Origin of the sequence: Acinetobacter brisouii CIP 110357, from assembly GCF_000488275.1 — a bacterium.
Taxonomy (GTDB): Bacteria; Pseudomonadota; Gammaproteobacteria; order Pseudomonadales; family Moraxellaceae; genus Acinetobacter; species Acinetobacter brisouii.
Genome location: NZ_KI530762.1, coordinates 154,723 through 167,144 on the forward strand (window position 1 = coordinate 154,723; position 12,422 = coordinate 167,144).

At 43.2% G+C, this 12,422-nt stretch carries 10 protein-coding genes; 9 read left to right on the forward strand and 1 reads right to left on the reverse strand.

The annotated features are described in order from the left end of the window. Nucleotides 1-2 precede the first annotated feature (2 nt). The 5 genes from ftsI to P255_RS00730 all read left to right on the forward strand — a co-directional run bounded on the left by ftsI (nt 3) and on the right by P255_RS00730 (nt 6,738). A complete protein-coding gene (ftsI, locus tag P255_RS00710; RefSeq protein ID WP_004898988.1) occupies nt 3-1,823 on the forward strand; it encodes a penicillin-binding protein PBP3 in 1,821 nt (606 codons plus the stop codon). 11 nt (nt 1,824-1,834) lie between these two features. Beyond that, the gene (locus P255_RS00715; RefSeq protein ID WP_004898992.1) at nt 1,835-3,334 is read left to right on the forward strand and encodes a UDP-N-acetylmuramoyl-L-alanyl-D-glutamate--2,6-diaminopimelate ligase; all 1,500 of its coding nucleotides are present in this window, start codon (nt 1,835-1,837) and stop codon (nt 3,332-3,334) included. 5 nt (nt 3,335-3,339) lie between these two features. Next, the gene (locus P255_RS00720; RefSeq protein WP_004898994.1) at nt 3,340-4,737 is read left to right on the forward strand and encodes a UDP-N-acetylmuramoyl-tripeptide--D-alanyl-D-alanine ligase; all 1,398 of its coding nucleotides are present in this window, start codon (nt 3,340-3,342) and stop codon (nt 4,735-4,737) included. Then, entirely contained in the window at nt 4,738-5,856 is a 1,119-nt protein-coding gene (gene mraY / locus P255_RS00725) for a phospho-N-acetylmuramoyl-pentapeptide-transferase (RefSeq protein ID WP_004898997.1), read from the forward strand. A gap of 69 nt (nt 5,857-5,925) precedes the next feature. Then, entirely contained in the window at nt 5,926-6,738 is an 813-nt protein-coding gene (locus P255_RS00730; protein WP_004899001.1) for a methyltransferase, read from the forward strand. A 12-nt stretch (nt 6,739-6,750) separates the two neighbouring features. On the opposite strand, the gene P255_RS00735 is transcribed toward P255_RS00730, so the two are convergent. Continuing rightward, nucleotides 6,751-9,294: a penicillin-binding protein 1A gene (locus P255_RS00735; RefSeq protein ID WP_004899004.1), complete on the reverse strand. Its 2,544-nt coding sequence runs from the start codon at nt 9,292-9,294 to the stop codon at nt 6,751-6,753. Nucleotides 9,295-9,467: 173 nt separating this feature from the next. Between P255_RS00735 and P255_RS00740 the strand changes: the two genes are divergently transcribed. From P255_RS00740 to P255_RS00755, 4 genes are read left to right on the forward strand one after another with little or no spacing between them, the layout of a single operon-like run. Continuing rightward, on the forward strand, nt 9,468-10,526 hold the full coding sequence (locus tag P255_RS00740) for a pilus assembly protein PilM (RefSeq protein WP_004899007.1): 1,059 nt from the start codon (nt 9,468-9,470) through the stop codon (nt 10,524-10,526). After that, complete coding sequence (locus P255_RS00745) at nt 10,526-11,167, forward strand: PilN domain-containing protein (protein WP_004899010.1); 642 nt, start codon at nt 10,526-10,528, stop codon at nt 11,165-11,167. Before P255_RS00740 ends, P255_RS00745 begins: the two co-directional genes overlap by 1 nt. Beyond that, a complete protein-coding gene (locus P255_RS00750) occupies nt 11,164-11,886 on the forward strand; it encodes a type IV pilus inner membrane component PilO (RefSeq protein ID WP_004899013.1) in 723 nt (240 codons plus the stop codon). The genes P255_RS00745 and P255_RS00750 overlap by 4 nt, the downstream gene beginning before the upstream one ends. Further along, nucleotides 11,886-12,410 (forward strand): pilus assembly protein PilP, encoded by a 525-nt coding sequence (locus P255_RS00755; protein WP_004899017.1) that lies wholly within the window; start codon nt 11,886-11,888, stop codon nt 12,408-12,410. The genes P255_RS00750 and P255_RS00755 overlap by 1 nt, the downstream gene beginning before the upstream one ends. The last annotated feature ends 12 nt before the right edge of the window (nt 12,411-12,422 follow it).

Here is a 12,422-nt window from a genome sequence, read left to right on the forward strand (position 1 = left end):
CAATGACTGAAAAACGAATGAATTTAAAACGTAAAACCAAGCTTTCAGTGACTGAAAAGAGCGAAATTACCTTTGATCAATGGCGCTTTTATTTGCTCTGGGGCATTGTTTTACTGTGTTTTTTAATATTGGTATTTCGTGCATTTTATGTGCAAATTATTAATAAGGACTTCTTGCAAAATAAAGCCAATGCGCTGATTTTACGTGATGAAACCATTAGACCGATGCGCGGCATTATTAGTGACCGTAATGGTGTACCGTTAGCCATCAGTACGCCGATTATGAAAGTGGTGATGGATCCACGTGATTATTTTGAAAACAAAAAACTCTATGATGAGATGACTGCTCCGCTTAAACCTGGCGAGCGTCGCAAACCAAAACAAAAACTGCCGGATAAAAACTTCGATCTCGATGAACTGGCAAATATCGTCGGTGTCGATGCTGACTGGCTGAAGAAGCAGATGCAGGCGCATCCTCATTCACGTTATTTGGTATTAAAAACCGAAGTACCACCACCACAGGCAGACTTTATCCTTGAACATGATTTTCAGGGTGTGTATACCGAAAAATCCTACAAGCGTTTTTACCCGCAACCTCAGCCGAATGCCCAGATTATTGGTTTGACCAATAATGATGGTAAAGGGGTGGAAGGTCTGGAAATGAAGCTGAATAAAAAATTGACGGGTGTCAATGGCTTGCAGATCAACATTCGCGATAAATACGGTAACCGTGTTAAAGATCCAGAAGTGGTGAAACCTGTACAGGCAGGAGAAAATTTCACCTTAAGTATCGACTCGCGCTTGCAATATATTATGTACCGTGAATTGACTGCTGCGGGTATTGCCAATAATGCACGTTCAGCAACAGCAATTGCGGTCGATGTCAAAACGGGTGAAATTCTGGCGATGAGCAGTTGGCCATCGTACAACCCAAATGATAAAACCAGCTTAAATAATAAAGACGCGATGCGTAACCGTGGTGCAGTCGACATGTTTGAACCAGGTTCAACCATGAAGCCATTTACCATTGCTGCGGCATTGGAAAGTGGTAAATATACAGAAAATACGATTATTAATACCTCACCAGGTTCCATGCGGATTGGTAATCATATTATTCATGACACCCATAACTACGGTGCATTGACTTTGGCAGGGGTGATTATTAAATCTTCGAATGTCGGTGCAGCAACCATTGCGCTGTCTTTACCAACGCCAACCATTCCGACCTTCTTTAAACGTGTAGGTTTCGGGCAGCGTTCTGCCGTACATTTTCCAGGAGAAAGTCCAGGGCTGATCTTGCCATCGAAATATTGGAACATGTCTGAAATTGGTACGATGGCCTATGGTTATGGTTTAAATGCTACGGTATTACAGTTGGTGCAAGGCTATGCCATGCTAGCCAACCACGGCATGGAAGTACCCTTAACCTTGTATAAACTGAATAAACCAGTTCAAGGTAAACAAGTGCTTGATCCAAAAATTGCCGATAAGGTCGTGCTGATGATGGAACAGGTCACCCAGCCAGGTGGTACAGCAACACAGGCACAAGTTCCTGGCTATCGCGTGGCAGGGAAAACGGGAACGGCACATAAGCTGAATGCTGACCGACGTGGTTATTCAAAAAATGAATACCGTGCGTTGTTTGCAGGGCTTGCACCTGTGAGTAATCCACGTATTGCCATGGTTGTTGTGGTGGAAAACCCACAAGGTACTTATTATGGTGGTACGGTATCTGCACCTGTATTTTCGCGCATTATGCAAGAGTTTTTACGCTTACTGGATGTGCCATTGGATAAACCCTTACAAGCCCCTAAAATTCAATAATTGGTGAGTTCATGTCGATTACTTTGCAGCAGATTTATCCTGTTGAGTCTATTCAAACTTGGATGACTCAGCCCTTTCAAGGGTTTTGTTTAGACAGCCGTCATGTTGAAGCAGGGCAGATTTTTATTGCGCTGACCAGTTATTCTCAGCCTGAAAAAACCTTGCACTTTGCACAGGCTGCATTGCAGCGAGGTGCGATCGGAATTATTGCCGAGCAGCCGTTGCCACTGGAGAACTGCGTGGTTTGTCCAGATGTGCGTCAGCGCATGGGGACATGGCAAAAAGCCTATTTGCAAGCGACAGCAGCTACAGCACCGTTGCATATTTTGGCGGTCACGGGTACCAATGGTAAAACCACCATTTCACGTTTGATTGCTGAATTGATCAGTTCACAACATCAACGCTGTGCAGTGATGGGAACCACAGGTAATGGGATTTTACCCAATCTGGAACCCTCGACCCACACCACTGTGGATGCACTTTATTTACAGAATTTATTGCATAGCTACGCTGAGCAAGGTGCAAGCTTTGCTTCGCTCGAAGCCAGTTCACATGGTTTGGAGCAAGGTCGTTTAAATGGCTGTGAGATTGAAATTGCCGTATATAGTAATTTAAGTCGCGATCATCTGGATTATCATAAAACGCTAGAGGCGTATGCTGAAGCAAAATCCCAGTTATTCACATTTACGTCATTAAAATATGCTGTGATTAATCTGGATGATGCCTATGCTGACGTGATGCTGAATGCTGCACGTCATAATCCAGCACAACCAAAAATTTTCACCTATGCAATCCAGCAAGCTGCTGATTTTTATGTTTCAGATTTGAACTTTAGCTTGCAAGGTGCACGTTTTACTTTACATAGTCCAGTCGGGCAGTTTGCAGTGAACAGTCCATTGCTCGGACAGTTCAATGTTGAAAACTTATTGGCGAGTTTGATTGCAGCCTATGCGGCAGGATTTGATTTATCAGCATTGATCGCGGCTGTACCACAATTGCAAGGTGCACCAGGTCGCATGCAGGTCTTGCGCGATCAGCAGCGTTTGTTTGTTGTGGATTATGCACATACCCCAGATGCCTTGATTCAAGTTTTGACCAGTTTGCAACGTCATGTCGAGCATCGCTTATGGGCTGTGTTTGGCTGTGGCGGTGACCGTGATCGTGGCAAGCGCCCACTCATGGTTCAAGCGGCATTGGAACATGCCAATCCTGTGCTGTTGACCACAGACAATCCACGCACCGAAAACCCTGAACAGATTTTTGCCGATATGAAACAAGGCATCAATTTTGCTCAGCATGAAGTGCATGAAATCCATGACCGCCGCGAAGCGATTAAATTTGTTGTGCAGCAGGCACAGGCAGGGGATATTGTGGTGATTGCAGGCAAAGGACATGAAAATTATCAGGAAATCGATGGCGTTCGTCATTGGTTTGATGATGTGGTAGAAGTAAAAGCGGCTATCGATCATCAGCACGGAATGCTTACCGCGTATTCAGCTTTGGAAAATTAACGCACATGCATACATCGACCACCAGCACTGTTCCCTTGATGCCTTGGACAGCGGCTGAACTTCAACAGGCGACACAAGGTTATTGGTATCAAGATCAACAGCCAGAGCAAGTGATTAAGCGGGTTTTGACTGATTCACGACATGCCGAAGCAGGCGATGCCTTTTTGGCACTTAAAGGTGAGCGTTTTGATGCTCATAATTTTGTTAAAAATGTTGCAGTGCAAGGCTGTCAGGTTGTTATTGTAGAACGCCCGATTGAGCAGCTCGATATTGCCCAATTGGTAGTGGCGGATACCCGCTTGGCTTTGGGGTATTTGGGGCAATTTCGCCGTCAACAATTTCCAGACCTGAAAGTACTGGCGTTAACAGGCAGCAGTGGTAAAACCACCACCAAAGAAATGCTGGGTAGTATTTTGTCTCGGTTAGCCCCAACACTGATTACCCGTGGTAACCTGAACAATGATTTGGGCGTACCGATGATGTTACTGGAACTACGTCCTGAGCATCAGTATGCCGTAATGGAACTGGGCGCAAGCCACGTTGGTGAGATTGACTATACCTCAAACTTGGTTCAGCCACAGGTGGCAGGCATTTTAAATATTGGCACTGCACATCTGGGTGAGTTTGGTGGGCGTGAAAAAATTTGTCAGGCAAAATCGGAAATTTATCGTCATATTTCTCCTGAAGGCACATCGATTGTTCCAGCAGTAGATGACTTTACTACACAAATTAACGCAGCTGTCCAAACGACAAAACGCTTAAGTTTTGGTGAAGGCGGTGATGTTTTTGCCGAGCAAATTCAATTGCATCCACAATCAGCCAGTTTTGTATTACATACGCCACAAGGTTCAGCATCGGTTGAGTTGCCTTTTGCAGGATTACACAATGTGCAGAATGCTCTGGCAGCATGTGCTTTTGCATTGGCAATCGGTATTTCCCTTGAAGATGTGGTACAAGGTTTGCAACAGGCAAAAGGCGCAAAAGGGCGTTTGAATTTTATTTCACATCAGCAATATGTGTTGATTGATGATACCTATAATGCAAATCCAACATCGATGCGTGCTGCGGCTGAGGTATTGACTCAGCAACAGGGCATTAAAGTCATGGTGATGGGTGATATCGGTGAGCTGGGTGACAGTAGTCGCGACGAACACTTTGCCTTAGGTCGTGATTTGGCTCAGTTGCCATTAGATTATGTGCTTGCTGTGGGTGAATTCGCCGATGCAACAGTAGCGGGTGCAGCAGCAGAGCATTGCCATGCATTTGAAACGCAGGCACAAGCGCTGAAATTTTTAATTAATCTTGTAGAAAAACATCAACCTCAGACCATGAGTTTCCTGTTTAAAGGTTCTCGTTATACCCATATGGAGACGTTGATGGCTGATTTGATGGAGAAGCTTTAAATGCTGTTATGGTTATTTGAACATTTGGCAGGATTCGACAGTTCCTTCAAAGTTGTTCGTTATTTGACACTACGTGCTTTGCTCAGTGTATTGACTTCCTTGCTGATCGGATTGTTTTTGGGTCCTGTGATGATCCGAAAATTACGTGCCTTAAAATATGGTCAGGCAGTCAGCTCGTTTGCTCCTGAAAACCATGCCAAGAAAATGGGCACACCGACCATGGGCGGGGTTTTGATTCTGATGTCGATTGGGATTAGCACCTTGCTGTGGGCAGATTTGTCTAACCCTTATGTCTGGATCGTGCTTGGGGTGATGGTGATTTTCGGGGCTGTTGGCTGGGCAGATGACTGGATCAAAATCCGCTATAAAGACAATGCAGGTTTGCCTGCACGTAAAAAGTTCTTCTGGACATCGGTCGCGTCTTTAGGCGCTGGTATTGCGTTGTATGTGATTGCGATTAATCAGCATAACCCATTGTATACACACAATATGCTGGACTTGTTGATCCCATTTTTCAAAAACCTCAGCATTCCATTCTCAGTGATTCCTCTTGGACTTGCCTTTATTGCCTTTACTTATTTGGTGATTAATGGTGCATCCAATGCAGTTAACCTGACTGACGGTCTGGATGGTCTGGCGATTATGCCTGTGGTATTGGTTGCTGCAGGGCTGGGAGTATTTGCCTATTTGTCAGGGGATACTCGTTTTGCCAATTATTTGCATATTCCTTATATTAAATATTCATCTGAACTGATTGTGATCTGTTCTGCGATGGTTGGTGCAGGTCTGGCTTTCCTTTGGTATAACGCACATCCTGCTCAAGTCTTTATGGGTGATGTGGGCGCGCTGGCACTGGGTGCAATGCTCGGTACGATTGCCGTGATGGTTCGTCAGGAAATTGTATTTGCGATTATGGGCGGTGTTTTTGTGATGGAAGCCATTTCAGTGTTCTTGCAAATTGGTTCTCTGCGCATGCGCAACAAGCGTGTCTTCTTGATGGCACCGTTGCACCATCACTATGAAAAGCAGGGCTGGAAAGAAACTCAGGTGGTGATTCGTTTCTGGATCATTACGATTATTCTAGTGGTTTTAGGCTTAATGACGTTAAAATTGCGTTAATCCCTAATCCATAGCAAAAAAGCTGGCTTCGGTCAGCTTTTTTATTTGCAGAAAATCGGAGTGAAAACCATGCAATTGCTGATGTGCCCTGTCTGCCGAGATTCATTAACCTTAGATGCACGAACTTGGCGCTGCCCACAGGGGCATAGTTTTGACTTGGCAAAACAAGGCTATGTCAATTTGCATGTGGTACAGCATAAGCATAGTAAACAGCCCGGAGATACGCCTGAAGCGGTTGATGCACGCCGAGCTTTTTTATCGGCAGGGTTTTATGCACCCTTACGTCAAGCTGTTGAGCAAGTATTGCAGCGTTATCAGCCGAAAACACTACTAGATATTGGCTGTGGTGAAGGCTATTACACCAGTGCCATGCAAGCTCATGTGGAACAATGTGTTGGGGTTGATATTGCTAAAAGCGCTGTGCAGCGTGCAGCCAAGCTGAATCAAGACGTGACTTGGGTGGTTGGGACAGGGGCTGTTTTGCCTGTTTTGGATCAGTCGATTGATTTTTGCACCAGCTTGTTTAGTCCTATTCCGCAGCAGGAAATTTTACGAGTTTTAAAACAAGAAGGATTATGCTTGGTGGTCACGCCTGCGCCTCGGCATTTATATGATTTGCGAGTGGCATTATTTGAACAGGTGAATTTGCATGAGCCTGAAAAATTTGTGGCACAGCTTAGTGAAAATTTTGAACTGATTGACGCGCCTGTGGTTGAAGCAAAACTGAGTTTACAACAACAAGATATTACGAATTTATTGGCAATGACGCCATATGCCTACAAAGCGAAACTTGAAAAGCGCCAAGCTTTAGAACAACGGGATAGTTTGCAGGTCACCGCATGTTTTCAGCTGTACCTCTTTAAAAAGAAAGCCGTCATTTGACGGCTTTTTCCTTTAGTCCACTTTATTAATCAGCTGTTCTAAAGAGTCTGGGCTTGATTTTTTTGCTGCCGCAGCAGGTTGTGTATTATTCATTTTGGGTGGCGATTTTTCTGATGGAATCAGGATTTCTTCACCTGGCAGATCTGAAAAATCTTCAACATCCTGCTTTTTGCTGACTGGTTTGCTCACAGGAACAGGATGATAGATTGGTCGGGCCAATGGTGGCGCAATGCGGTTTTCATTACGACCAGCCTGTTCAACTGTAAGCTGCTCATGAGAAATAGGCGCTTTGGCATTTTTATCCAAAGTGACCCATGCAGGTGGTGTGCCTTCGAGTGAGCGACTCATGAAGTTAATCCAGACAGGTAACGCTGCGACACCGCCGTATTCTAGGCGTCCCAATGTGGTTGGCTGGTCAAACCCAACCCATGAAATTGCCACCAGTTTGCCATTAAAGCCCGCAAACCAAGCATCTTTGGCATCATTGGTGGTTCCTGTTTTACCACCCAAATCATCACGCCCAATTTTTAATGCTGCCCGTCCTGTACCATGCTGAATCACATCGCGCAAAATATTGGCCATATCATAGGCTGAACTGGATTTAATAATACGCTGTGCTTGGCGGAATTCACTGTTGCTGGCATCAGCCTGTTTGATTTGTACCTGAGGCTGTTGCTTAAAGGCTTCATCGTCAGGTGTGGCTGCTTGCTCAGAGGCAGTTGTATCATCGTTATTATTGCCATTAATGCAGGAAATACACGCATATTCTGGGTTGGCTTTATAAATGGTTTTGCCATAAGCATCTTCAATATGCTCAATAAAATAAGGCTCAACCCGAAAACCGCCATTGGCAAAAGTGGCATAACCGGTTGCCATTTGTATCGGTAAAACCTGTGGTGTTCCCAGAGCAATGGTAAAGTTATTTGGAATTTGATTTTCCTGTAAGCCGAAATCCATTAACAACTGACGAGCCCGATCTACACCTACACTTTGTAATAAGCGAACAGAGACGGTATTACGAGAAAGATATAAAGCACGACGTAAAGGAATCATGCCTAAATAGCGGCCATCAGAGTTTTTTGGCGACCATTTGCCAATCGTAATTGGACTATCATCTACCATCGTATAGGGAGTCATTCCTCGCTCTAATGCCAGTGCATAAATAAATGGCTTAATGGTTGAACCTGGTTGACGCCAACCCTGAATTGCACGGTTAAACGTTGACTGAGCATAGCTATAACCACCTACAACAGCTTCAATTGCACCATTATTAGGATTTAATGCGATTAATTGCCCTTGGACTTTTGGAATTTGAACCAACGACCAGACTGTTTTATTGTCATTTGGACGTAAGCGTACAATATCATCGGGTTTAACAATTTGAGATGCATGGGTTGGTGCTGCACCAACACTATTGGCATTGCGATAAGGGCGCGCCCATGACATGCCTGACCACGGCACTGTGACGATGGAACCATCTTTTAATTCGGCTTCAAAACTGTTGTTGTCGACTTTAATGACTTTGGCAGGATAATTGTTGGCGTAAGTAAAGAATTTTGCTAAGGATACGCCATGTGCTTCAGCGCCACGCCAGCCATGACGGCGATCATAAGCTTCTAAGCCTTCTTGTACGGACTGTTCTGCATATGCCTGACGTTTGCTATCAATCGTGGTGTAAATTTTAAAGCCAGAATCAACTGCTTTTTCCCCGAATTTTGCAACAATTTCGGCACGAACCATCTCGCCAATATACGGAAAGCGGGTTAGCACACCGCGATCTGGCATATTCAAGTTTAAAGGTTCTTCAATTGATTTTTGATACTCTGCCTGATTGATATAACCGAGTTGGCGCATACGCCCTAAAATCCAGTTACGACGTTCCAGTGCGCGTTCAGGATTGGCAACGGGATTGTATTTAGAAGGAGCTTTAGGCAGACCTGCGATCATTGCCATTTGAGCGGTGCTGAGCTGATTAATATTTTTGTTATAGTAAATTTTAGCTGCTGCAGCGATCCCGTAAGCATTTTTCCCTAAAAAGATTTTATTGACATACAGTGTCAAAATTTCGGGTTTGGTTAGGTTTTGTTCGATTTTTCGTGCCAGAAAAATCTCGGTGAGTTTGCGCTTTAAAGTACGTTCAGGTGAAAGATAATAATTTTTAGCCACCTGCATGGTAATGGTTGAACCACCCGTTTGTGTATCTGAACCCGTTAAGCTTTCACTGACTGCTCGCCCCAAGCCTTTAAAGCTAATGCCACTATGTTCAAAAAACGAAGAATCTTCTGCTGCCAGAAACGCCTGAATAAAATGGGGTGGAATCTGCTTGTACTCAACAGGCACAGATAATTTTCCACCGTATTCTGCAATCAGCTGATTGTCTGCTGTATAAATTTGAATAGGCTTTAAAAGAGGTGCTTTTTTTAGACTACTCATTTCAGGTAAGGAAGGGGCAATGTATAAATACATGCCATAAAAGCCCATTGGAATAAGAAGAATAATGATCAGTAAAAACAGAAAAATTGGATGAATTCGACCTGAACAAGATAGATTTTTCATAACAAGTAATATTTAATATGGAAAATGGGCGATCGGAGCTTGAGTATAGCTGAAGCCCAGTATAGCCGAGAAGAACCTTGTTCAGGGTATTATATCCGTCATTATGGCGACGAAATGCATTACACGACAAGGTATTATGCTATTCTAAATAAAAAATAACAGGAATAAACATCGTGCTAAGGTTATATCGTAAACCTAAAAAGGGGTTAATAGGGGTTGATATTAGTTCGACTTCTGTAAAAATGCTGGAGCTTTCGGCTAAGCATGGGCGTTATTGTGTAGAAAGCTATGCGCTTGTACCTTTGCCAGAAGGCGCTGTCGTTGAAAAAAATATTATTAATCCAGAGGCTGTTGCTGAAGCTTTAGAGAAAGCGATTGAAGCAGCAAACCCATCGACTGTTAATGCCGCTTTTGCAATTCCTACTTCAAGCGTTATTCATAAAATCATCGAAATGGATGAAGATATGAGTGATGATGAGCGAGAAATTCAAATCCGAATGGATGCTGAACAGTACATCCCGTTTCCACTTGATGACGTGAGTTTGGATTTTGAAGTTTTGCCAGAACCTGTGTCCAAAGCAAATCGTGTCAATGTCCTTCTGGTCGCAACGCGTACAGAAAACGTGGAAGCGCGCAATGAAGCCCTGATTTATGCGGGCTTAACCGCGAAAGTTGCAGATGTTGAAAGTTATGCAATGGAACGCGCATTGGGAATGTTTGCTGATACTTTGCCGCTTGGTACACGTGTTATTGCCATTTTGGACATTGGTCATTCTATGACCACCTTGTCTGTGATGCATGATGGTAAAAATGTTTATACCCGTGAACATGTGTTTGGGGGCAAGCAGCTCACCAAAGAAATTCAAAGTCGTTATGGCTTGTCTTATGCAGAAGCAGGACGGGCAAAAAAAGAACGTAGCTTACCCGATGATTTTGATGCCGAAGTGTTGTTACCTTTCATGGATAGCATTGCTCAACAGGCACAACGCTCGTTGCAGTTATTTTTCTCATCTTCGCAGTTTAATGATGTTGATCATATTTTATTGGCAGGTGGTACGGCAAATCTGCCTGGTCTGGCAAAAATATTACAACAGCAGTTGGGTTATCGAGTCACTGTAGCGAATCCATTCTTACAAATGAGTTTTTCTCCAAAAATTAATATTAAAAAAATTGAAGATGATGCTTCCTCTCTTCTGGTTGCTTGTGGTTTAGCGTTAAGGAGTTTTGATTAATGTCAAAAATAAACTTACTACCTTGGCGTGATGAGCTACGGGAACAGCGCAAAAAAACTTTTATTCTCATTTCTATTCTTGTTGCAATCTTGGGTGGTTTTTCAGTTTTTGCAGCATGGATGTATTTTGATCAAAAGCAAAGTGATCAAGAAAGTGCGAACCAGCTGATTACTACAAGTAATCAACAGCTTGATCAAAAACTAAAATCACTTTCTGGTTTGCAAAAACAAACGCAAGCGATTGTTGAGCGCATGAAGCTGATTCAGAATTTACAAGCACAGCGCCCAATTACAGTCCGTTTAATTGACCAGTTAGTACGCACAGTGCCAAGTAATATGTATCTGACCAAGTTTGAACGGGTTGGTGATCATTTTACCATTGAAGGTAAAGCTGAAAGCCCAAATGTTGTGGCTGATTTTATGCGAAACTTAGGTCGGTCAGCATGGTTTCGAAATGTGTTTATGAAATCATTTGATGCGGCTGCAGACAATAAATCAAATCCAACACAAAGTTCAGTCGTGCCGCGTGTTGAAGTAGGATATGGCAGCTTTGTTGTGACTGCTGATTTGGGTCAGATTGCACAAGTAACAGAAGATCAAATGGCTTCAGAACCTCAAACAACGAAAGGGGCTGCGAAATGAGTCAAGAACAATTAGATGAATCAACAGGAAATGCAGTCAAGCCAGCAAAAAACAAAATGACACTGGATCGTTTTGTAAAGCAGTTTAACTCTCTGGATGCCTCTAATTATGGCGGATGGCCTGTTTCGGTTAAAATTACCTGCTGGATTTTTATTTTCCTTATTGTTTGTATTGTTGGATACTTTGTACTGATCAGTTCTAAAATCGATGCGATTACAACAGCTCAGGCTCAAGAAGCCAATTTGCTGAATGAATACCGAGAAAAAGATTCAAAATTACGTAACTTGCAACTTTATCAGAAACAGTTGGTAAAAATGCAGGCAGATTTTAATCAGCAGCTACAGCAATTACCTAAAGAATCTGAAATTCCTGGATTAGTTGAAGATATTAACGTGACTGGCGTTACTGCAGGGTTGAAATTTAAAAATATTTCTCTTGAACCTGAAGTCAAGCAACAGTTCTTTATGGAACAACCAATCTCAATTCAGGCAACAGGTGATTATCATTTATTCGGTCAATTTGCCAGTGCAATTGCTGCATTGCCACGTATCGTGACCCTACATGACTTTTCAATTGTCGCAGGGCAGGATGACAATAAAAAATCAGATATTCCAGTCGTGAATTATACATTGCATGCCAAAACTTATCGTTATCTTGGTGCAGAAGAGCAGACATCTGCTTCTGAACCTAAAGCAGCTAAAGCGGGAGCACCAAAATAATGAATAAGTATTTTATTATTGCTTTGTTGCCAGTTTTCTTGGTGGCGGGTTGTAGTTCTCGTATTGATGTCGTCAATGATGAAATGGCGAAAATTCGGAGTGAACCGCCAGCACCGATTAAACCTGCACCAGCTTTTGAACCTGTACCACAGTTTGAGTATGCAGCACAAAACTTACGTAGCCCATTCTTGCCTCACTCTTTGTATACTGAGTTGAAAATCATGGCGGGCAAGCGAGTTTATCCAGATTTCTCACGTCAGCCACAACCTTTGGAAAGTTTTGCATTAGAGTCAATTACGTTTAAAGGTAGTATGCGTAATGCGAATGGGCAAATTTTGGGGTTGATTCAAACTCCAGATAAACAGGTTGAACAAGTGCATGTCGGAAGCTACATGGGGCTCAATCAAGGGCGTATTACTAAAATTACGCCAACTCAGATTGATTTGATTGAGATTGTTTCAGATGGTCGGGATGGTTATATTGAACGACCACGTAGTCTTGTACTCATCGGACCTGCAGCATAATTTGGGGAATAA

What these genes read in the sequence shown, in the direction of transcription:
- ftsI (WP_004898988.1), top strand. Translation starts at nt 3, where the DNA reads ATGACTGAAAAACGAATGAATTTAAAACGTAAAACCAAGCTTTCAGTG.
- P255_RS00715 (WP_004898992.1), top strand. Translation starts at nt 1,835, where the DNA reads ATGTCGATTACTTTGCAGCAGATTTATCCTGTTGAGTCTATTCAAACT.
- P255_RS00720 (WP_004898994.1), top strand. Translation starts at nt 3,340, where the DNA reads ATGCATACATCGACCACCAGCACTGTTCCCTTGATGCCTTGGACAGCG.
- mraY (WP_004898997.1), top strand. Translation starts at nt 4,738, where the DNA reads ATGCTGTTATGGTTATTTGAACATTTGGCAGGATTCGACAGTTCCTTC.
- P255_RS00730 (WP_004899001.1), top strand. Translation starts at nt 5,926, where the DNA reads ATGCAATTGCTGATGTGCCCTGTCTGCCGAGATTCATTAACCTTAGAT.
- P255_RS00735 (WP_004899004.1), bottom strand. Translation starts at nt 9,294, where the DNA reads ATGAAAAATCTATCTTGTTCAGGTCGAATTCATCCAATTTTTCTGTTT.
- P255_RS00745 (WP_004899010.1), top strand. Translation starts at nt 10,526, where the DNA reads ATGTCAAAAATAAACTTACTACCTTGGCGTGATGAGCTACGGGAACAG.
- P255_RS00750 (WP_004899013.1), top strand. Translation starts at nt 11,164, where the DNA reads ATGAGTCAAGAACAATTAGATGAATCAACAGGAAATGCAGTCAAGCCA.
- P255_RS00755 (WP_004899017.1), top strand. Translation starts at nt 11,886, where the DNA reads ATGAATAAGTATTTTATTATTGCTTTGTTGCCAGTTTTCTTGGTGGCG.